This is a genomic window from Ensifer aridi, assembly GCF_002078505.1.
GTDB classification, from domain to species: Bacteria; Pseudomonadota; Alphaproteobacteria; order Rhizobiales; family Rhizobiaceae; genus Sinorhizobium; species Sinorhizobium aridi.
In genome coordinates, this window is sequence record NZ_LUAV01000012.1 from 232,748 (window position 1) to 253,407 (window position 20,660).

Here is a 20,660-nt window from a genome sequence, read left to right on the forward strand (position 1 = left end):
TTCGTGCCGATGCGTTGATCATGATGATTGGCTGATGCGATGTTGAGCGTGATGGCGTTGATCCTGGCTCTCAGTGGAAGCCCGATACAGTCGGCCGCCATGCCCGCGGATGTCGATGTGGAACTGGTGCTGGCCGTCGACATGTCCGGCTCGATGGACATGGAGGAGGCGCGGGTGCAACGCTCCGGCTACCTCCAGGCATTGAGGCACCCGGAATTCATCAACGCGGTCAAGGGAGGCTTCCTCGGGCGCATCGCCATAGGCTATTTCGAATGGGCGGGGCTCGTGAACGAGGCCTCCGTCGTCAATTGGCAGATCATCGACGATGCCGAGGACGCTGAAGCCTTTGCCGCCAAGGTGGAAGCACGGCCGATCGGCACACGCCGCGGCACCTCGATCTCGAATGCAATCATTTTTGGCGCGAACCTGATCGACTCGAATACCTTCTCCGGGGCGCGGCGCGTCATCGACATTTCCGGCGACGGCCCGAACAATACCGGGCCGCCCGTAGCCCCTGCCCGCAACGACGCAATAGCACGCGGGATTGTGATCAACGGCCTTGCGATCTTGATCCGCCCGTCGGTTTCAACCGGTCCACTCGATCAATACTATGCGGAATGCGTCATCGGCGGCCCCGGCTCGTTCGTGCTTCCGGTGCATGAGGCCGAGGATTTCGCGGTCGCGATCCGCCAGAAACTGATCCTCGAGGTGAGCGGCGTGGCCCCCAGACCTACGCTTAGCCTCGCCGCCGGCGAACCCGTGGCAGATTGCATGATCGGAGAAAAGCTCCGGCCGGGATTTCTCGACCGGGTCTATCCGGAGCTCGACCGTTAGAACTTTTTCCGCCACTGGAACGGCGCGCGCGGAACGGGGCCAAAAATGCGTGCGGCCTTCTCGTCGCATCGCACTTTGCCCTTCCCGCCCGGGATGATCTGCCTGGGCGCCCGGCGACGGGACGCCCCGTTCCCCTCACTGCAACCGACGAGTCGACGTATCGAGGCCCGCGCCCGTGATGACGAACTCGTGCCGGTGGCGTATCTCGTCGGCGACGGCGTGCAACGCCATCTCGACGCAATATTCCACCGCCTGGGCATCCAGCGCTCGGGCGCTATCGCGGATATGTGTCAGCATCCTCGCCATGCTCGCGAGTTCCGACTCAGTGTCCGTCGAAGGTAAAACATGCTTAGTCATTCGAACCCCCACTGCGTACGCTAACCTGAGCCCGACTATAAACGAATCCGCCGTTTACGCGCGTTGCACGAGCGTTGCACACGCCAAAGTAGTTATTCTGGTCACGTTCCACCAAAATTAGAGGGCTCGGACGAATTTGTGAGGAGAAATTAGCGAGGCCCATGAGTGGGGATTCAGCGAGAAGCGCCATTCAAGACGAGATCGCCCGCGACAGCGCGCGCAAGCCGAAACGACGCGCCCTGTTGCCCTCGGGGCTTTCGAGATCGGGAATGACAACCTTCACGACGGAAAAGGGAAAACGGTCCGCAGAGAGCCGTACCGCGATGACGGACCGGACACCCGCCTCCTTCACACGATCGATGGTGCAAGGCAACAGAGAACCGAGGCCGACACCGACGCAGGGGGTGCGAAGCGCGAACTGGCGCGGCTCTGCCAGGAAGGCGCGCCGTGTCGTTTCCGGCAGGGGTCGACTGAAGGCCTCGGGATGGACGTCGTCCCGAGCGCCGCTGACATAGGTGAGCCGCGACTGGACCGCCTCGGTCACCGCTCGAATCGCCGCCCGGACCGGGAAGAGATGCGCTCCGCAGCCGCTCGTCACCTCGACGAAGCGCACTTGCCCGCCGGTTACAACGTTGCTCGGCGCGAGCAGCGCGAGAAAGGCAGGAATATTCGTGTCGCTGGTGATGTCGAAAAGCCGGAGCTCGAGCCCCGCCGCTTTGATGCGCTCGATGAGCTGGCCTAGCACCGGATCGCCGAAGGCCTCGGGAGCAACGCATTTGCGATGGCGGGCTTCAGGACCGGACACTTGCCAGAGAACGTGCGCATCGCGCTCGACCCGTTCGAGGATGCCATGCAACGTGGCTTCCTCGACGACATTTCCCGACGCGAGCCCGTCGGACGACATCCAGAAGCGCGAAGGACGCGTGCGGTCGAGCAGGACCGCCTCGAGCGGCACGAAGACATCGCGGCCGGAGACAAGATCGACGCCGCCGACCCACGTTATTTCTTCATCCGGTCCGACATCCTCCCGCCCCGCCGCGGTGAGGCTGGGAAGCGGATCGGCGGCACGCCCGAAAGCGCCGAGATTGCGGGCGGTGTCGACAACCGTTTCGACGGCCGGCTCGCCGGCGACGGCGCGCTCCAGCGCTTCCATGATCGCCGACACCTTCGCGTCCGCATCCGTCCGGCCCTTGCCCTGCGCAACGACGATCGACCTTGCGTTCGGCGTAAAGGCGCACCAGACCGGAATCCCGACATTATCGAGGCCCGTCTGTCGGGCGACCCTCGTCACGCCGAAACCGGCAAGAAAAGGTCGAACACGGGCAAGTGTCTCCTCCGGACTGCACACCCGGTCGGAATAGGCACCGCGCGACGCCGCGCGGCGCTCGGCCTCGATGCTTTCCCTCGGCGTCTCGTCGCCCATCGGTTGAATGCTGTCGACGGGCCAGTCACCCCCGCTCATCTGACCGAGCATCGCAGGCGCCACCGCCGGCCGGCGGTGAAGACAGCAAAGCCTTCCTCCATGCCCTCACCCACCCTCACGACCAATGTCGAAGCGCTCTCGAATGTCCGGAACACCCCCCGAAGCATGCTCAAATAGCGGAAACATAGCAACCCGCCGCCTAGAGCGTTGCGCGTCTCATCAGAGGCGCAAACATCGCTGTAGCACTTTGAATTGCTGCATGTCCTTTGTCCCTGAATCGAGGCCGACTTAAGGAGACATGCAGTAGGCGTCTGCGGCCGATAACCGATCGGACCGCGGGTGCGCCGTTGTTCGGCCGTCGCTTTGATGCTATATTGATCCTGTTCGATCGAGGGCGCCGGCACCCCTCCGAAGATCGTTCGCCTGGAGCGCGCTTGGCCCAAACAAGCGCGCTTTCATATTTTTGCCCTACCGTCAGCGACGCCAGAATACGACGGCGCAACACCTGCCGCTCATCAGAGCATTTCAGGAAAAGCGTGACGTCGGAATTGCGGAGTTTCAAAGGGGCTAGTTCCGGCGCGTTGTAGGGGAAGCGCCCGGCGCAAAACCCCGGCGAGCCTGGAAGCTCACCGGGTGACGCTTTTTTTATTGAATCACCTGCACCACCGTGCGGGTCTTCGGGTCCGCGATCACGCGCTGCTCGTTGACCACGGCGTAGGCGTAGCGGGTGTCTTCCGGAATGGGAGTGAGGACGACCGTCTCAGGCAACGGCTTGCCCACGACAATCTGCTCCTGGATTACGATCGGTTGTGGCGGAAGCGGCTGCGCTTCCACATACTCGATCACCTTCGGCGGAGGCGGGTCAAGGGCCGCACCAGCGATCGCCCCAGCAACACCACCAATAGCGGCACCGACCGGCCCGCCGACAATCGCGCCCGTGGCGGCTCCGCCGGCCGCGCCGGTTACGGCACTGTTCCTCGATGTGTCTTCCGCCGCAGCAGGGACAGCCATCGAGCTCAATCCGACACCCAAGGCAATAGCACTCTTGATGAGAATACCTGTCATCAGAAGTTCTCCTTGTTATGAGTCCCTTCCAGGGGACAACACACAGGGCCCGAGAGTGTTCCCGTATTTGCCTCGCCGTAGGTACTGCCAAGGGGCAGAGGCCTTACACGCGTAGAGATCGCATTAACCATACTCGTTTACGTTCCTCGCGGGGTTTGCAAAGGGAATGGGGCAATGATCCGGGCGGGCAGTCTTCTCGTTATTCTTCTTTCAGGTGCGCGGCTCGCGGCGGCGGCCGATATCGACGGGCCCCTGGTCGGGCCTGAGGATAATTATGAGGTGCCGGTAGAACAATCTTCAGGCGGCGTCGCCGGTTATATCGAAGGCTCCTATGGCGCCGCCGTCGATGCGCCCGGCGGTATCGATACGGATACCTGGGAATTGCGAGGTGCGGTGAACTTCGACGCCGGCTCCGGAATGAACCTGCAGGTCGACCTGGGTTACACCCGCGCTTCGTACGACGATCTCGACACGAACAGCTACGATGGCGCGCTCCACGGCTACTACCGCGACAACACTTATGCAGCCGGCGTCTTCCTGCAGGCGGCACGCCTCGATCCGGGCATCGACACCCATATCAACGATTACCTCGGCGGCCTCGAAGGCGCCTATTTCCTCGACACCTGGACCCTGCACGGGGCGCTCGGCTACGGCCAGACGCGGATGGAAGGCATCGACGCCGACCACTACATGGGCGCGCTCGGCGCACGCATATACGCGACCGACAACATTCGCTTCGACATCGACGGCTCCCTCAACCGCATCTCGGAAAGCGACATCGATTACGATCTGCGTACCCTGAAGCTGACGGCCAACTACCGGCCCGAGGCCTTCCCCGTCACGCTCTTCGCCGGTTACAAATATGTGAATGAAGAGCTCTCCGGTTTCCGTGAATCGCTTTCCGGCAACACCAGCACGATCTTCGGCGGCTTGCGCTTCTCCTTTGGCTCGGCAACCCTGCGGGAGGAAGAGCGCCTCGGCCCTGTCTGGTCCAACAACCGCCTGGCCTTCTGATCCGCTGTTCCGTCGGACCGAACGCGCGCGCCGGATACCCGCACGGCACGAGCAACCGTCATTGCTTGCCTCGTGATATTGAAGGGCGCTCTCGAAAATCGGCGTCGGAAATTGATCGCTTGAAATGGCGGGCTTTGTTTAGACGCGCGATCTTACCTTTCCGGTACATCGCAAGCGCCTTGCGACGGATGCACTTTCCGTTGTTGAGGACCGTGAAAGTCGCCGCGCGGCAAGACCCGGCTTGAGGTCGCGCGCTAAGCCCGTTGGGCAACTCCGGGGCAACTTTCGATGGTGAAGGCAATGGCTGAGCGGCGAGCGGCGCTCAACATGAGCAACCTCGAGCTCAAATCCGGGCTGCAGCAGGGCTACGTCGCGAAGCTCGATAATTGGGAGCGCACATACGGCCGCGGCGTCGGTCCAGATACTATGCCGCTCTTGCTCGGTGGCCTGCGAGTCGGCTCGTCGACTTACCGCGCCGGCCGCAAAAATCAAAAGCTGATTTGGTCAGTGAGCAAATTAAGCAACGACATGTGACCGAACTCAGGGCCTTCTCTCAACCGGCAATGAGATCAGCATGCATGCAGAGTTCACGGTCGGCCGTGACGTCATCATTTACAGAACCGTAAAGGACGCAGCGGTAAGTGGGCTATGACGCCGTTCGCTCATATCGTGCAGCTAATAGTCTAAGCGGAAAAACGAGAGGCGGCAGCAGCCGCCGTAGCCGCTCGACCTGCCGCATGATCGCCCGTCGCCAGAGGAGGATAGCGCCAGCAATAAGTAATACTTAGTTTATTTCTTGCTTAATTAGACTTTAGTAGCATAGTCTGACCGTCCACTGCCTGGGAGGAGCAAGATGGAGCATGTCGAGACCGAAAAGCTTTCGAAGCACACCGTTACCAAGGTTTGGAACGTCCACGAATTTTGCCAACAAAATCAATTGGGTGAGAAAGAAGAGATCCGACTTCGTCGGCTATTCGGTCGGTTCGCTACGGCTCGCGAGCTGCTGCACAACGCCAAACGCGCTCCCAAGTGGAGATACTGAGGGTTGGCGATAGGATCCCGCGTTCATCGCTGACGCGGGCGGTCGCAAAATGAAGCTGCGCACCAAAAAAACAGACCCGGCTATGTGGCCGGGTCGGTTGAAAGGTGTTTCTACCGTTTACGTCACATGGCGCCACGAAGAGGCGAGGACGGCAACAGGAGATCCCTTCTCCGCGCGTGCGGGAAAACGTGGCCGGCAAGCCGGACGAGGGTGCTCTACCTCTCGACGACACCCCGCGCTGGGCCGGGTCCACCGCGTCGAGACCGATCACTGCTCGATGGCGAAGGTCACGTTGACGGTGACGTTATACGCGTTCTCTCCGGTTGCCACCGGCACTGCATCGGCGGCAAATTCCTTGGCCATGCTGCGCGCCACGGGGATCGGCTCGGGCCGGTCGGGCTGCTCCGCGAGCTCGATCAGCCGGCCGAGCGAGACGCCGGCCGCTTCGGCCAGGACCCTCGCCTTGTTGATGGCGTCGGCGACGGCGGCCTTGCGGGCCTCAGTGATCACAGCATCCGGCTTGTCGTTTGTGAATTCGATGCCGCCGCCCTGATTGACGCCGAGGGTGACCGACTTGTCGAGGACTTCGCCGAGCTTGGTAAGATCGCGCACGCGCACGCTGACACCATTGACGACCTGATAGCCGACGAGCTCCGGCGGTCGGTTGCCGCCGTCATTGTTCTGCGGGTAGTTGTATTGCGGCATGATCGAGAAGCCGCTCGTCTGCAGGTCGCGCTCGGCAATGCCGGATTGTTTCAGCGCCGCCAGCACGTCCTCCATCGCCTTGTTGTTGGCATCGAGCGCCTCGCGCGCGGTCTTGGCGTCCTTGACGACGCTCAGTTGCAGGATCGCCATGTCGGGAGCGGTTGTCGAGCGGCCTTCACCGGAGACCTTGATCACCGCCTGGCGGCCCCTGATGCCGTCCAGGCGCCCCTTGTCCCCCTTGCCGGCAACGTTGTCGTCCGCCGCAGCGGCGGACGCCAAGGCACCGGCAAAGGCGGCGGCGACAGCGGCGACATGAACCGTGCGGGCAATGCGTGTAGCAATCATGGATGTGTCTCTCCGGTTGTTTATTCGTCGATTCCATGCTTATCGATTGTGTAGGTATTGCGGCAATGGCTTGTCGGCAAAAAGGTTTTCCGCTAGAGCCATTGACAGCTTGCGAATTGCCATTGGTTCGCAACAGCCGGCATACGGCAGCAGGGCCTGTAGCTCAATGGTTAGAGCCGGCGGCTCATAACCGCTTGGTTGGGGGTTCGAGTCCCTCCGGGCCCACCAAAATCTTTGTTTTTACTACGTTATTTTCCCCTGTGTCCAAAATGCGGACAAAACAATTTTGGACACGCTTTCTCCGCATCTTTTCAGCTCTCAGGCCCGCCACGACTCGGCGGGTAGCGGGCCGCGGAACTTGTGCTGAGAGCGAGCTCGACGCGGTGCGGCAACCGCAGGAGGAGGACGCCACGCCGGTTTGGATCCAGTTCCAAGGCCAGAGCCATCGGCGAGGGCTCGCTTCATGGCGTGCGCTCGAGCAGCCGATGGCGACGGGGGCTCTGCGGCGCTCGGCTGTCGCGGCCCGCGCGCCTCAGAGGTGCTGTTCACTCGGTGGTTCGGGGCAAAGGTAAAAAAGCTGAGCGCGGAGGGAAGCTGCGCAACCGGGCTAATACTATTGGGCTATAGATCGCCGTTCATGGTGCCCTAGGTCGTTATCCGTCGTTCTTGCTCAACACCTATTCATTTCAGAAGCAATTTAAAGCGGAGCCTGTGCGTAAAGGCACGGGCTCCGCTTAATTTCGCCTCTCGCGACACTAGTTTTTAGTCCGCGAACACGGGCGGTCTCTTCAGGCGCGGCATAGGTCCCCTTGCTAAATCTCTCCCAATCGACAGCGCTGCCGCTCACTACTAGCCAGCGATTGACCTCGCAGCCGTCGGCGCGGAAGCAAAACCCCACGGACCGCTCGTATCGCCGCCAAAGCGCTGACTGCCGCAAACGACAACAAAAAAGCTGAACGGTGTGTGCCGCTCTCTTAAGGAAAGGATGACGGGCGCTGTGAATTCCAGCGCTCCCGCACTCTCGCCCAAGTCAATGGACTCGCATGCAGAAAAGCCCCCACGCCAGGCGTGAGGGCTCCATTTCCGTCGGCCGGGGGAGACAAGACGGAAATTCAAGGATTACCAGCGGCCGATTATCGGGCATCCGCGCACGTTTGCGAAGATGATTGCCTGGCGCTCGCCGTAGCGACGGCCCTGGACGACGACTTGGCGGCGGGAGACGTCGGCAACGTGGGCCCGGCGCAGGCCGCGGTCACGTGCCTTGTCGACGGCAAGCCACGGTTCGCAGCGGCCGCGGCGTTCCCAACGATCGCGCCGCCAATCGCGCCGGTCGTCCCAGCGGTCATAGTCGCGGTCGCGGTAGTGGACGCCACCGCCCTGACCGAATTCGAAGATCAGCTGATCGGCCGAAGCCGTGGTAGTCGCACTCACAAGTCCGGTCATTCCGAGCACGGCGGCGACGGCGGCATTGACGAGGAATTTCTTCATGGCGTTTCTCCGGTGTAGGCGAAGGGTTTCGAACTGGCTATTTGCGCCAAAGATAGACCGGACAAACTGAACGGTATCGGAACCCTCCGTTCATGCGGTATTCAGATTCAAGATCTCGTTGGAACAACGGGACAGAAACGCGATACGTGTTTCAGACAATGCTCCGCCCCTGCGGAGCGCCGCCAAGCGATTGATTCAAGGGATTTCGACGATTGCAGCAGGCGTGCTCAGCCCGTCAGCTCCCGCTCGAAGAGGCGAAGATTGCGGTAGTGGCTGAGGCGGGTGATGACACCGTCCTCGATCTCGAAGACGAAGACGCTCGGAATGGAATAGCTCTGGCCCGAGGCTTCGGGAAGGCCGGCCATCGTCTCGCGGTAGGTGCCCCGCGCCGTCGTATCGGCCGCCACCCGCTGGCCGAAGGCGTCGCGCATCAGCACGATGTCGCCGAAGCTCTCGTCGAAATGGCGCAGATAGTTCATCACCCATGCTCTGAGAGGAACGGCACCGACGGTCCGCTGACCGGTGAGCGAATCGAGCGCGACGTCTTCGTCGAGGAGACGGGAGAGCGCGTCGAAATCGCGATCGTTCAGGGCGTCGATAAACCGGCTGGCAATCGTTTGGGCGTCTGGCATTCCCTCCTCCTTCTACTAGCCGCCGAGGTGCAGGACGATCTCGCGGCGATGCGGCCGATCGCGGTGTTCGAAAAGGTAAAGCCCCTGCCAGGTGCCGAGCGTCAGGCGCCCGTCCATGACGGGTATCCCGATCGAAACTTGCGTGAGGGCGGCCTTGATATGGGCAGGCATATCGTCCGCCCCCTCCATCCTATGCACCACCCACTGCATGGAGGGATCGGAGGAAGGCGGCACCAGCCGGTGAAAGAACGCGTGGAGGTCACGCTTGACGTCCGGATCGGCGTTCTCCTGGATGATCAGCGATGCGGAGGTATGGCGGACGAACACGGTGAGCAGCCCCTCCGGCACGCCCGCTCGCCGCACGAAATCGGCGGCTTCAGTGGTAAACTCGTAGAGCCCCTGCCCCTTGGTGGCGATGGTGACGACGGTCTGCGGCATCCTGTTCTTTCCGCTGCCTTGCAAGCGGCATTGCCCGCCCCCGCGCAAAGGTGCGGCCGCTGCATGTTTCCTTAAATCGCAAGCGATTTAAGGATGAAAACATGCAGCGATTCAAAGTGCTACAGCGCCCTTTGCGCGTCTGATAAGACGCGGCGCTGTAGGCAACGCATTTGATTACCGCATGACTCTATCCCTAAATCGCCGCCGATCCTACATCTCCAGGAAAGGCTCAAATCCGCCGTAGATCAAGCGCTTGCCGTCGAAAACGGATTTCCACTCGTCACCCTGGAGCCGCGGATCCGCCATGACCTTGGCGACGATCGCGTCGCGATCCTGTCGCGAGTTGTAGCGGACCCAAGAAAAAACGACCGTCTCGTCTTCCTTGGCCTGAACTGCGCGCGGGAAGGATGTGACTTCGCCATAGGGCACGTCGTCGCCGAGGCATTCGATATATTCGAGCGCACCATGCTCCTTCCACACCTCGCCCGCCTTTCGTGCCATGTCCTTGTAAGCCTCGATGTTGGCCTTCGGTACCGCAACGATAAAACCGTCGACATATGCCATGTTCGTCTCCTCCGTTTGAAAGACAACAAAGGACGATCGAAACGAAAAGGTTCCGACATGCGATGTGATTTTCATGATGCGGCTGTCGGAAAGGCTCTTCTCGTTTTATCGCGACTGGCGCTCGCGGCGATCGTTCGACTTCTCCTCAAAACCGATCCTTAACGTTTACGCTTTATCAATCTCTCGCAAACGAGAGGTTCCGCGATGCGTTGCGTTTTTGTCGTCGTTCTCCTGTTGCTGGCCGGCTGCGGAACGGTGCCGAAAGATACCCGGAACGCCTGTGCGGTTTTCGAGCAGCGAGATGGCCTTTTCAACAATTGGCGCCGAGCCGCTTATCAGGCGGAGCGTGAATACGGCGTGCCCGTTCCGGTGCTGATGGCCACGATCTATACGGAATCCGGCTTCCGCCATGACGCCAAGCCGCCGCGTACCAAGCTCTTCGGCTTCATTCCCTGGACGCGGGTCTCCTCGGCCTATGGATATTCGCAGGCGCTCGACGGCACCTGGGCCCGCTATCAAGGCGAAACGGGTCGCTGGCTGGCGCGCCGGACCGACTTCGCCGATGCGATCCGTTTTATCGCCTGGTACCATAGCGAGAGCCATCGGAAGAACGGCATAGCGCTCAACGACACCTACCGGCTCTATATCGCCTACTACCATGGCCACGGCGGCTACGAGCGCGGCAACTGGAGCGACACGGCCAAGACTGGCGCCAAGAGGGCGGCGGGCATGGCCGCAATCTACACACGCCAGTTGCGCGGTTGCGGTTCCTGACAGAGAAAGCTCTGCACGGCGAGCGCGAAACGTGCCGCCGCCATTCCGATGTAGCATCGACCGGTGCGCCCTCGCCCCGCAGGCGGGGACCGCGAGGGCGCGGCACTGAGCAGCGATCTAGCCGAGCGTACCGATCAGCTCCCGATAGGCCGCTTCGGGGAAAGCCTTCAAGGTGCGCGTGCGCACATTGCCGTTCATGCCGAGGGTCAAGGCGAACCGCGCAGCCACCGCGTCGTCCGGCGCTTCGCAGACCGCGACCATGTCGTATTCGCCCATGGTCAGATAGAACTCCTTGAAGGAGCCGCCCATCTCCTGAAGCAGCTTCTTGGCCGCATCAAGCCGCCGAGGAGATTCACGTACGTTTTTGATACCCTGCTCGGTCCAATTGAGAAGTACGACGTAAGTGGTCATATCACACCTCCCGTAGAGCCATCCCGCCTTCGATGAAAGGCGGCCAAGATGCTCCGATTTCGAAAGGGCTGGAGCGCTTTTGCGCCTCGAGTGCCGGCGCGGTGCCCTACAGCCTTCATGCCTACATGGCGCGTGCTGCCAGCGGAAAGATGCCCGGCAGAATGTTCCACTTAGACATGAAAGGCTCAGGCACGACTGGACGCCTGCGGGTGCAACTACGTCTCTCGCACTGCAAACCAGTGCCCCTTCGCTGCAAGCCGCAAAGTATAGTCCCGCTGCCGGGGGCGAACAAGCAACTGATACCGCGGCCGCGAAAAGAAAGAGCCGGGCGCAAGCGCCCGGCTCCACTCTTTAGGTTTCGCTAGAAAACCGGCGATCAGCTGTCGAGGAACGAGCGCAGCTTGCGCGAACGGCTCGGATGCTTGAGCTTGCGTAGCGCCTTCGCTTCGATCTGCCGGATACGCTCGCGGGTGACCGAGAACTGCTGGCCGACCTCTTCGAGCGTGTGGTCGGTGTTCATGCCAATGCCGAAGCGCATGCGCAACACGCGCTCTTCGCGCGGCGTGAGCGAGGCAAGAACACGGGTCGTCGTCTCGCGCAGGTTCGCCTGAATGGCCGCATCGATCGGCAGCAGCGCATTCTTGTCCTCGATGAAATCGCCGAGATGCGAATCCTCCTCGTCGCCGACCGGCGTTTCGAGCGAGATCGGCTCCTTGGCGATCTTCAGGACCTTGCGCACCTTCTCGAGCGGCATGGCGAGCTTCTCCGCCAGTTCCTCCGGCGTCGGCTCGCGGCCGATCTCGTGCAGCATCTGACGCGAGGTGCGCACGATTTTGTTGATCGTCTCGATCATGTGCACCGGGATGCGGATCGTGCGGGCCTGGTCGGCGATCGAACGGGTGATCGCCTGCCGAATCCACCAGGTCGCATAGGTCGAGAACTTGTAGCCGCGACGATACTCGAACTTGTCCACCGCCTTCATGAGGCCGATATTGCCTTCCTGGATAAGATCGAGGAACTGCAGGCCACGGTTCGTGTACTTCTTGGCGATCGAGATCACGAGACGCAGGTTCGCCTCGACCATCTCCTTCTTGGCGATGCGCGCTTCGCGCTCGCCCTTCTGCACCATTGACACGATGCGGCGGAACTCGGCGATGGAGATGCCGGTCTCGGTCGCGAGATTCTGGATCTCCTGCCGGATATCGCGGATCGTCTGGTTCTCGGCCCTGGCAAATTCCTTCCAGCCCTTGCCGGCAAGATTGCTGATCGACTTCATCCAGTTCGGATCGAGCTCGGCGCCCGAATATTGTTCGAGGAAGGCCTCACGCTTGATGCCGTAGGACTCCGCGAGGCGAAGCAGCCGACCTTCGTTCTGCGTCAGGCGCTTGGAGATGTCGTAGAGTTGCTCGACCAGCGCATCGATGCGGTTCTGGTTGAGCGACAGCGACTTCACCGCCTTGATCAGCTCGTCCTTCAGCTCCTTGTAGCGGCGCTCTTGCGCCGGCGACAGCGTGCCGGTCGCGGCAAGGCGCGCTTCCACCTGCTGATCCTGCAGCTTGCGGAGCTTCTTGTAGGTCTCGGCGATGAGGTCGAGCGTCTCCATCACCTGCGGACGCAGCTCGGCCTCCATAGCCGCAAGCGAGAGGTTCGATTCGTCATCGTCCTCTTCCTCTTCCTCCGGCGGAGGCATATCGCCGCCGACATTGGTGATGTCGTCATCGTTCGCCGCAACGCGCGCCTTGCGGACCTTTTCCTTCTCTTCGGCCGCCTTGCGGTCGGCTTCGATCTTCTCCGGGCTCTGGAACTGCGGGGCAGCCTTGGCCTCGGGACCAGAATAGGTCGTTTCGAGATCGATGATCTCGCGCAAGAGCGTCTGGCCCTCGTTCAATTCGTCGCGCCAGATGATCAGTGCCTGGAAGGTAAGCGGGCTTTCACAGAGCCCGGCGATCATGGTTTCGCGGCCGGCCTCGATGCGCTTGGCGATGGCGATTTCGCCCTCGCGAGAGAGAAGCTCCACCGAGCCCATCTCACGCAGGTACATGCGCACCGGATCGTCGGTGCGGTCGGTCGGCTCCTTCTTCTTGCCGGTTGCAAGCGCCGTGCCGCCGACGGTTGCGAGCTCGCCGCCCTCGCCGTCGCTGTCATCGCTGCCGCCGTCGTCGTCGTCGCCGCCGGCGACTTCCTCTGCTTCCTCGTCCTCGATGACATTGATGCCCATGTCGGAAAGCATGGCCATCGTGTCCTCGATCTGCTCGGAGGTCACTTCCTCGGAAGGCAGGACGGAGTTGAGCTCGTCCATGGTTACATAGCCGCGCTTCTTGGCGGCCTTGATCATCTTCTTGACAGCGTCGTCGGAAAGATCGAGAAGCGGACCGTCCGGAGTGCCTTCGCGTTCAACGTCTGCTTCTTCGTTTTCTTTGACTTTTGTTGCCATTTATTCGTCGCTTTCCTTGTCGCAACCGGCCTGCGCCCGGTGCCAATGCCGCTCGGAGGTCCGGGCACGCCGCGTACCCGCCACCGCTTCATTTCCCCTGACGTAACGGGATGATGTTTAATTCCTGATTAACCACGACAGCGATCGCGGTTGAACGGGCAAGCTTCGACAGTCCTGCCACTGAAACGTCCCTGGCATGATTTCCTATCCGCCGTACCATGTCGCCATTTCTGCTTGAAATGGTGATTCCCAGAATTTTTGATCCCGTCAAGCGTTTCCGGTGAAAAACCGCGCAAATCGGCAAAAAACGCTGACTGGCGGGGTTTTGTGCTGTTTATCAGCTTTCGCTCAACATGTAGGTGCGACCCGAAGAAAGACAAGAGCCGCCCTGGTTTTCCCGGGACCAAGCAATAAAAACTGGCGCGAAATGGGCGGCGCGACCGCCACAAACAGCAAACGCAAAAATATTCCAGCAAAATAGGTCACCGGTGCGCCATTTCGCAATAGCGTTCCGCTTCTCGACTTGTCACTCGACCAATCGCAGAGAACTTTGCCGGCTCCCCTACCAGTCCATCACAACCTTGCCGGAATTGCCGGAGCGCATGGCCTCGAAGCCGTCGCGGAAGTCGTCGATGCCGATGCGATGGGTGATGATCGGCGAGAGGTCGAGCCCGCCCTGAACGAAGGCGATCATCTTGTACCAGGTCTCGAACATCTCGCGACCATAGATGCCCTTCAGGTTGAGCATCTTGAAGATGACCTTGTTCCAGTCGATCTCGAAGCCCGCCGGCGCAATGCCGAGGATCGCGATCTTGCCGCCATTGTTCATCTTGTCGATCATGTCACGGAAGGCGGGCGCGGCCCCCGACATCTCCAGCCCGACGTCGAAGCCCTCGGTCATGCCGATCGACCGCATCACGTCGGCGAGATTCTCCTTCGATGCGTCGACGACGTGATCGATCCCGACCTTGCGCGCGAGATCGAGACGGACGGGGTTGATGTCGGTTATCACCACCTTGCGGGCGCCCGATCGCCTGGCGACCAGCGCGCCCATGATGCCAATTGGTCCGGCGCCGGTGACCAGCACATCCTCACCGACGAGATCGAAGGAGAGCGCCGTGTGCACGGCATTGCCGAAAGGATCGAAAATGGCGGCGATCTCGTCCGGTACATCATCCGGGATCGACACGACGTTGTACTCCGGCAGGCAGACGAACTCGGCGAAGGAGCCGGGGCGGTTGACGCCGACACCAAGCGTATTGCGGCAGAGATGTCCCCTCCCCGCGCGGCAGTTGCGGCATTTGCCGCAGACGATATGGCCTTCGCCGGAAACCCGCTCGCCGACATGATGCTTGGTGACGGCCGAGCCGACTTCGGCGATCTCGCCCATGAATTCGTGTCCGACGACCATCGGCACGGGAATAGTCTTCTGCGCCCACTGATCCCAGTTCCAGATGTGAACGTCGGTGCCGCAGATTGCCGATTTCTTGACGCGGATCAGAACGTCGTTCGGGCCGATCTCCGGCACCGGTACACGCTCCATCCAAAGCCCGACCTCCGGCTTCGTCTTGACCAGCGCCTTCATCATGTTGGTCATCTTAGAGATCCTCGCTCCTCCGCGTTTCGCGCGGTTACCAACTTGCCACTCTCCCCGCTAGCGCAGCCTTTCAAATCACGCCCAACTCCCGCCCGACCTCCTCAAACACCGCGATCGCGCGGCGCACATCTGCTTCGCTATGCGCGGCCGACATCTGCGTGCGGATGCGCGCCTGTCCTCGCGGAACCACCGGGAAAGAGAAGCCGATCACGTAAACGCCCCTCTCCAGCATGCGCGCCGCCATCTCCTGCGCCAGCGCCGCGTCGCCGAGCATGACCGGGATGATCGGGTGCCCTTCGCCGGAAAGCGTGAAGCCGAGCTTCGACATGTCGGCCCGGAAGAGCGCTGCGTTTGCGTAGAGCCGGTCGCGAAGGCTGTGGCCGTTCTCGATCAGTTCGAAGACCTTGAGCGAAGCGGCGGCGATTACCGGGGCGAGAGTGTTCGAAAAGAGATAAGGCCGCGAGCGCTGGCGCAGCCAGTCGACGATCTCGGCCTTTGCCGAGGTATAGCCGCCGGAAGCGCCACCGAGCGCCTTGCCGAGCGTGCCGGTAATGATGTCGATCCGGCCCTCGACGCCGCAATGTTCCGCGGAGCCGCGGCCATGCTTGCCGACGAAGCCGACCGCGTGGCTATCGTCGACCATGACCATCGCGCCGTATTTTTCCGCAAGATCGCAGACGCCCTTGAGGTTGGCGATGATGCCGTCCATCGAGAAGACGCCATCGGTAGCGATGAGCTTGAAGCGGCTGCCTTCGGCCTTCTTCAACTCCTCTTCGAGTGCCGCCATGTCATTGTTGGCGTAGCGGAAGCGCTTGGCCTTCGAGAGGCGTACGCCATCGATGATCGAGGCGTGATTCAGCGCATCCGAAATGACCGCGTCCTCTTCGCCGAGCAGCGTCTCGAACAACCCTCCATTGGCGTCGAAACAGGAGGAATAGAGAATCGTGTCCTCCATGCCGAGGAAGGACGAGATCCGCGCCTCGAGTTGCTTGTGCTCCTCCTGGGTGCCGCAGATAAAGCGCACGGACGCCATGCCGTAGCCGTAGCGGTCGAGCGCCTTCTTCGCGGCCTCGGCAAGCTCTTCGTTATCGGCAAGGCCGAGATAGTTGTTGGCGCAGAAATTCAGGACGCGCTTACCGGATGCAACTTCGATCTCGCCCGCCTGTTTGGAGGTGATGACGCGCTCGGACTTGTAAAGCCCGGCCGATTTCAGGCCTTCGAGTTCGGAGCGGAGGTGCGAGAGGAAGGCTGAGGTCATGGCGGGCCGCTTTCAAGCAAAAAGGTTGTCTAGACAAATAGCGCGATGGCTTTCGACGCACAGCGAATTCTCACTGCATTGTCGAGGGGAAATGCGCGGGTTTCAAGCACCCTCCGTGCCGCCGAGGCGGCGTGAACGACCCGCTCGGAACGGCACGCATGGCTAAACCGATCAGCGGCCGTCCTCAAATTCCTCGATCACCGCGAGAAACGCCTCGCCATACCTCTCCCGCTTGCTCTCGCCGATGCCCGGAATGTCGATGAGGTCGACGAAGTCGCGCGGTCGCCGTTTGGCGAGCGCTATCAAGGTTGTGTCCGGGAAAACCACATAGGGCGGCACGTCCATCTCGCGAGCGATCGACAGGCGCTCGGCGCGGAGCAGCTCAAAGAGCTCCAGATCAGAGCCCGCCAGATCCGAACGTTCGCGGGCGGCGACCGATTTCTGCCCGCGCGCGGCTCTCCCGGAAGCAGCTCGGTCCTTGCGGAAGAGAACCTGCCGCTCACGCCGGAAGACGCTACGCGCCTCCGGCTCGAGCTTGAGCGCCCCGAAGGCCGTGTGATCCACGGTAATAAGACCTGCGGCGAGCAGTTGCCGGAAGACTGATTGCCACGTCCGCGCCGGCAGGTCCTTGCCGGCACCGAAGACCGGCATGTCGACATGGCCGAAGCGCTCTGTCTTCTCGTTCACCGTTCCCATCAGCACGTCGATCACATGGCCGGTCCCGAAGCGCTCGCCGGTGCGGTAGACGGCGGCGAGCGCCTTGATCGCCGCTTCAGTGCCGTCCCAGGTGTCGACCGGCTTCAGGCAGGTATCGCAATGACCGCAGCCGCCCGGATGGGCCTCGCCGAAATGCGCCAGGATCGCCTGCCGCCGGCAACCCGCCGTCTCGCAGATCGCCAGCAACGCATTGAGCTTCGATCTTTCGATCCGCTTGATCTCCTCGGGTGCGCCGCCGTCGTCGATCATCCGCCGGCGCTGAATGACGTCGGCCATGCCATAGGCCATCCAGACTTCGGAGGGCAGCCCGTCGCGCCCCGCCCTCCCCGTTTCCTGATAATAAGCCTCGACCGAACCCGGCAGGTCGAGATGCGCTACATAGCGCACGTCCGGCTTGTCGATCCCCATGCCGAAGGCGACCGTTGCGACGAGGCACAGCTTCTCCTCCTTCAGGAACGCGTCCTGATGGGCATCGCGCACCGCCCGCTCCATGCCGGCATGATAGGGAAGCGCGCGGATCCCTTGCGCGTTCAGCCATTCCGCTGTGTCCTCGACCTTGGCACGCGAAAGGCAATAGACGATGCCGCTTGCATCCTTGAAGCGCCTCAGGAAGCGCAGGAGCTGCTGGCGCGGCTGGTCACGCTCGACGATCTCGTAGGCGATGTTGGGCCGATCGAAGCTCGATGTGAAGACCCTCGCACGGGTCAGCGCCAGCCGCTCGACAATATCGTCGCGCGTGTGCGGATCAGCGGTCGCGGTCAATGCAATGCGCGGCACGCCGGGAAAGCGCGACGCAAGGCAATCGAGGCCGCGATATTCGGGACGGAAATCGTGCCCCCATTGCGACACGCAGTGCGCCTCATCGATCGCGAAGAGGGCGACATCGATGTCGCCGATCATCTCGGCGAAGCCGTCGGTGACGGCGCGCTCCGGTGTGACATAGAGCAGGTCGAGTGCCGCCGACGCAAGCGCCCGGCGGACGGCGATCGCCTCCTCCCGCGTGAGCGAAGAATTGAGCGCCGCGGCGCGAATGCCGAGCTGCTTCAGCGCCTCCACCTGGTCGCGCATGAGCGCGATCAACGGCGAGACGACGATGCCGACGCCCCTGCGGCAGAGCGCAGGAATCTGGAAGCACAGCGACTTGCCGGCCCCGGTCGGAAAGAGCACGACGGCATCGCCGCCCTCGACCACATGTTCGATGACTGCCTGCTGCTGACCGCGAAAGGCGGAATAGCCATAGACGCGTTTGAGGACGTCGAGGGGATTACGGGCGCCGTCCGCTTCGAAAAGGCGTGCGGTGGGATTGGGGCTGTCGGGCATGGAATCGCTTTCGTCGGGGCGCCGAGTATGGTGTCACGGAGATCGAATGCAAAGAGGTGGAGCTGACCCCTGACGCTGCCCTCTCCCCGCAAGCGGGCCCGGCTGCGGCGAGAAGCTGCCAGCAGGCGGATGAGTGACCGTCCCACGCGCCTCCGCTACCGCGCCGCTGGCCCCTTGACCCTTCCGGAAAGCACGCCGAACCCTTCGACGATGGCTTCGAGCTTGTCCATCCGGTGGAGCTCGAGCTGCACCTCCTCCATGGCGCGCACGAGCCGCTGGCCCAGCTCCGCATCCTCGGTGGCCGCAGCCTCGGCGATCTCGCGTTCAAGCTCCCGCTTCTGCCAGAGCAGCGCCTTGGTGCGCCGGTGGAGCGTGAGGGCCTGCAGATAACCTTCGCGCGCGTCCTCTGGTGCTGCCGCGGCCGTCGCGGTCCAGAGGCGCGCGTAGCGGGCCTGCTGATCGAGCGCGCCGATCAGCGCGCCGAAGCCATCGGCTTCGAGTTGTTCCATGAGGCTTTCCCGCGTCAGGCGCGGCCCGCTCGCCGCCGCAGCGTTCAAGACTGCGGCCCAGCAGCGCTGCAGATCGCGATGGTCGAACTCGATTGTTGCGATCTCATCGTACTCGTCGAACAGCAATTGCGGGTGGTTGACGATCGTAAGCGCGAGCACGCTTTCGCGCAGCAGCGGCACCGCCTGCTGGCCGCTGACGAGCGAGGAGCGCGCCAAGCGGTCGGAGACCGTCGTTGGGCCGGCGTTCCGGTCGCCGGCATTGCGAAAGCCGCCGTCCTGCCATCCGCCAGCTTGTCGCCCACCCCCTTGCCGCCCGCCGCGCCCAAAAGGCCGCCTCTCGCCCCTGAAGGGCGTGCTGCCCTGCAGGAATGCATTCAGCCGGTCGCGCATGTCCTGGCCGTAGTGACGGCGCACGCTCTCGTCGGCGATGACGGACGTCACCTGCCGCAGCCGCGCTTCAAGCTCGGCGCGCTTTTCCGGCGTGTCGAATTCCCCGCCCTGGATCTCGCGCAGCCAGACCATGTCGGCAAGCGAGCGGGCATTGCCGAGCACCTTGTCGAAGGGTTCGCGCCCTTCATGGCGCACGAGATCGTCCGGATCCTTGCCGTCCGGCAGCATGGCGAAGCGCACAGAGCGCCCCGGTTTCAGGTGCGGCAACGCCAAGTCGACGGCGCGGTTGGCGGCGCGAATGCCGGCGCCGTCGCCGTCGAAGCAGAGCACCGGCTGCGGCGTCATTTTCCAGAGGAGATCGAGCTGGTTCTCGGTGAGCGCCGTGCCGAGTGGCGCGACGGCATTCCCGATTCCCACCTGATGCAGCGCAATAACATCCATATACCCTTCGACGGCGATGATCGTGCCCGCCCCGTCGGTGCCCTGCGAAGCGCGGCGAGCGCGCGCGAAATTGAAGAGCACGTTGCCTTTATGGAAGAGCTCGGTCTCGTTGGAATTCAGATATTTGGCCGGCGCGTCCGGCGACATGGCGCGGCCGCCGAAGGCAATCACCTTCTCCCGCGCGGAGAGGATCGGAAACATGATCCGGTCGCGGAAGCGATCATAGGAAACCGGTATGTCCGGACCATGCACGACGAGGCCGCAAGCTTCGAGCTGCTCCTTGCCCACACCCTTCCCGGCGAGAAACTCCTTTAGCGCATTGCGGCTGTCGGGCGCATAGCCGAGACGAAACGTCTCGATTGTCCGGCCGGTCAGTCCGCGTTCGCGCAAGTAGGCGCGCGCCTTCGCGCCGTTGGCAGTCTGGAGCTGGTCCTGAAAGAACTGCGTCGCGAGCTCCATCACATCGAGCAGGCTCGTGCGTTCCTTTTCCCGCCGCTCGGCCTGCGGATCCGGCTGCGGCATGGCGACGCCCGCCATCTCGGCGATCTGCTGTACGGCTTCGGGAAAGCTCAAGCCTTCGAGATCGGTGAGAAAACGGAAGTGATCGCCGGAAACGCCGCAGCCGAAGCAATGATAGCGGCCCTTGCGGTCCTCGCAGTGGAAGCTCGGAGATTTCTCGCCGTGGAAGGGGCAGCAGGCCCAATAGTCCCCGCGCGACACATTGGTCTTGCGCCGGTCCCAGGTGACGCGCTTGCCAACCACGTCCGAAATCGGGACTCGGTCGCGTATCTCGTCGAGGAAGGATTGTGAAAAGCGCATCGATTACCTCTGGCCAGCCTTCCATATAAGCGGCATGGCAGGAGGAAGCCACAGGCGCGCTGCGCCTTGCCCGCAATTCACAG

Annotated in this window: 19 protein-coding genes, 1 tRNA gene and 1 pseudogene; 7 read left to right on the top strand and 14 right to left on the bottom strand. The window is 62.2% G+C overall.

Translation table 11 applies throughout. The features are described 5' to 3' along the window. Nucleotides 1-39 precede the first annotated feature (39 nt). Nucleotides 40-834, top strand: a complete 795-nt coding sequence (locus AYK65_RS11200) for a DUF1194 domain-containing protein (protein WP_026617889.1) — start codon at nucleotides 40-42, stop codon at nucleotides 832-834. Nucleotides 835-969: 135 nt separating this feature from the next. Here AYK65_RS11200 and AYK65_RS11205 read toward each other — a convergent pair whose 3' ends face one another. From AYK65_RS11205 to AYK65_RS11215, 3 genes are all read right to left on the bottom strand, one after another. Further along, nucleotides 970-1,203, bottom strand: coding sequence for a hypothetical protein (locus tag AYK65_RS11205; protein WP_081158361.1), 234 nt, complete (start codon nucleotides 1,201-1,203; stop codon nucleotides 970-972). A gap of 178 nt (nucleotides 1,204-1,381) precedes the next feature. Further along, nucleotides 1,382-2,614, bottom strand: coding sequence for a YcaO-like family protein (locus AYK65_RS11210; RefSeq protein WP_081158581.1), 1,233 nt, complete (start codon nucleotides 2,612-2,614; stop codon nucleotides 1,382-1,384). Nucleotides 2,615-3,259: 645 nt separating this feature from the next. Beyond that, complete coding sequence (locus tag AYK65_RS11215; protein ID WP_026617892.1) at nucleotides 3,260-3,679, bottom strand: DUF1236 domain-containing protein; 420 nt, start codon at nucleotides 3,677-3,679, stop codon at nucleotides 3,260-3,262. A 174-nt stretch (nucleotides 3,680-3,853) separates the two neighbouring features. Here AYK65_RS11215 and AYK65_RS11220 point away from each other — a divergent pair, with 174 nt between their 5' ends. The 4 genes and pseudogenes from AYK65_RS11220 (at nucleotide 3,854) to AYK65_RS11235 (ending at nucleotide 5,735) form a co-directional block, all read left to right on the top strand. Beyond that, complete coding sequence (locus AYK65_RS11220) at nucleotides 3,854-4,693, top strand: porin family protein (RefSeq protein WP_026617893.1); 840 nt, start codon at nucleotides 3,854-3,856, stop codon at nucleotides 4,691-4,693. A gap of 288 nt (nucleotides 4,694-4,981) precedes the next feature. After that, nucleotides 4,982-5,227 carry a hypothetical protein gene (locus AYK65_RS11225; protein ID WP_026617894.1) on the top strand — a complete coding sequence of 82 codons (246 nt, stop codon included), beginning with the start codon at nucleotides 4,982-4,984 and terminating at the stop codon, nucleotides 5,225-5,227. Beyond that, nucleotides 5,194-5,380 (top strand): annotated as a pseudogene (locus AYK65_RS33825) (hypothetical protein). The gene AYK65_RS11225 and the pseudogene AYK65_RS33825 overlap by 34 nt, the downstream one beginning before the upstream one ends. A 166-nt stretch (nucleotides 5,381-5,546) precedes the next feature. Further along, nucleotides 5,547-5,735 (top strand): hypothetical protein, encoded by a 189-nt coding sequence (locus AYK65_RS11235; protein ID WP_026617895.1) that lies wholly within the window; start codon nucleotides 5,547-5,549, stop codon nucleotides 5,733-5,735. A gap of 267 nt (nucleotides 5,736-6,002) precedes the next feature. On the opposite strand, the gene AYK65_RS11240 is transcribed toward AYK65_RS11235, so the two are convergent. After that, entirely contained in the window at nucleotides 6,003-6,785 is a 783-nt protein-coding gene (locus AYK65_RS11240; protein WP_026617896.1) for an SIMPL domain-containing protein, read from the bottom strand. A 152-nt stretch (nucleotides 6,786-6,937) separates the two neighbouring features. Between AYK65_RS11240 and AYK65_RS11245 the strand changes: the two genes are divergently transcribed. Further along, nucleotides 6,938-7,013: transfer RNA gene (locus AYK65_RS11245), tRNA-Ile, on the top strand. Nucleotides 7,014-7,904: 891 nt separating this feature from the next. On the opposite strand, the gene AYK65_RS11250 is transcribed toward AYK65_RS11245, so the two are convergent. The 4 genes from AYK65_RS11250 to AYK65_RS11265 all read right to left on the bottom strand — a co-directional run bounded on the left by AYK65_RS11250 (nucleotide 7,905) and on the right by AYK65_RS11265 (nucleotide 9,907). Beyond that, nucleotides 7,905-8,273 (bottom strand): hypothetical protein, encoded by a 369-nt coding sequence (locus AYK65_RS11250; RefSeq protein ID WP_026617897.1) that lies wholly within the window; start codon nucleotides 8,271-8,273, stop codon nucleotides 7,905-7,907. Nucleotides 8,274-8,500: 227 nt separating this feature from the next. After that, on the bottom strand, nucleotides 8,501-8,905 hold the full coding sequence (locus AYK65_RS11255; protein ID WP_046118640.1) for a ketosteroid isomerase-related protein: 405 nt from the start codon (nucleotides 8,903-8,905) through the stop codon (nucleotides 8,501-8,503). Nucleotides 8,906-8,920: 15 nt separating this feature from the next. After that, nucleotides 8,921-9,343 (bottom strand): secondary thiamine-phosphate synthase enzyme YjbQ, encoded by a 423-nt coding sequence (locus tag AYK65_RS11260; protein WP_026617899.1) that lies wholly within the window; start codon nucleotides 9,341-9,343, stop codon nucleotides 8,921-8,923. A gap of 210 nt (nucleotides 9,344-9,553) precedes the next feature. Continuing rightward, the gene (locus tag AYK65_RS11265) at nucleotides 9,554-9,907 is read right to left on the bottom strand and encodes a DUF1428 domain-containing protein (protein ID WP_026617900.1); all 354 of its coding nucleotides are present in this window, start codon (nucleotides 9,905-9,907) and stop codon (nucleotides 9,554-9,556) included. A 204-nt stretch (nucleotides 9,908-10,111) separates the two neighbouring features. On the opposite strand from AYK65_RS11265, the gene AYK65_RS11270 reads away from it, so the two are divergent. Next, nucleotides 10,112-10,681 (top strand): transglycosylase SLT domain-containing protein, encoded by a 570-nt coding sequence (locus AYK65_RS11270; RefSeq protein WP_026617901.1) that lies wholly within the window; start codon nucleotides 10,112-10,114, stop codon nucleotides 10,679-10,681. 117 nt (nucleotides 10,682-10,798) lie between these two features. On the opposite strand, the gene AYK65_RS11275 is transcribed toward AYK65_RS11270, so the two are convergent. The 6 genes from AYK65_RS11275 to dnaG all read right to left on the bottom strand — a co-directional run bounded on the left by AYK65_RS11275 (nucleotide 10,799) and on the right by dnaG (nucleotide 20,577). After that, on the bottom strand, nucleotides 10,799-11,092 hold the full coding sequence (locus AYK65_RS11275) for a GYD domain-containing protein (protein ID WP_026617902.1): 294 nt from the start codon (nucleotides 11,090-11,092) through the stop codon (nucleotides 10,799-10,801). Nucleotides 11,093-11,468: 376 nt separating this feature from the next. Further along, on the bottom strand, nucleotides 11,469-13,526 hold the full coding sequence (gene rpoD, locus AYK65_RS11280) for an RNA polymerase sigma factor RpoD (RefSeq protein ID WP_026617903.1): 2,058 nt from the start codon (nucleotides 13,524-13,526) through the stop codon (nucleotides 11,469-11,471). A gap of 562 nt (nucleotides 13,527-14,088) precedes the next feature. Next, complete coding sequence (tdh, locus tag AYK65_RS11285) at nucleotides 14,089-15,123, bottom strand: L-threonine 3-dehydrogenase (RefSeq protein ID WP_081158362.1); 1,035 nt, start codon at nucleotides 15,121-15,123, stop codon at nucleotides 14,089-14,091. 70 nt (nucleotides 15,124-15,193) lie between these two features. After that, the gene (locus AYK65_RS11290) at nucleotides 15,194-16,381 is read right to left on the bottom strand and encodes a glycine C-acetyltransferase (protein ID WP_081158364.1); all 1,188 of its coding nucleotides are present in this window, start codon (nucleotides 16,379-16,381) and stop codon (nucleotides 15,194-15,196) included. 171 nt (nucleotides 16,382-16,552) lie between these two features. Next, nucleotides 16,553-18,418 (bottom strand): DNA helicase RecQ, encoded by a 1,866-nt coding sequence (recQ, locus tag AYK65_RS11295; protein ID WP_081158366.1) that lies wholly within the window; start codon nucleotides 18,416-18,418, stop codon nucleotides 16,553-16,555. A 155-nt stretch (nucleotides 18,419-18,573) separates the two neighbouring features. After that, nucleotides 18,574-20,577, bottom strand: coding sequence for a DNA primase (gene dnaG, locus AYK65_RS11300; RefSeq protein ID WP_081158368.1), 2,004 nt, complete (start codon nucleotides 20,575-20,577; stop codon nucleotides 18,574-18,576). Nucleotides 20,578-20,660 lie beyond the last annotated feature (83 nt).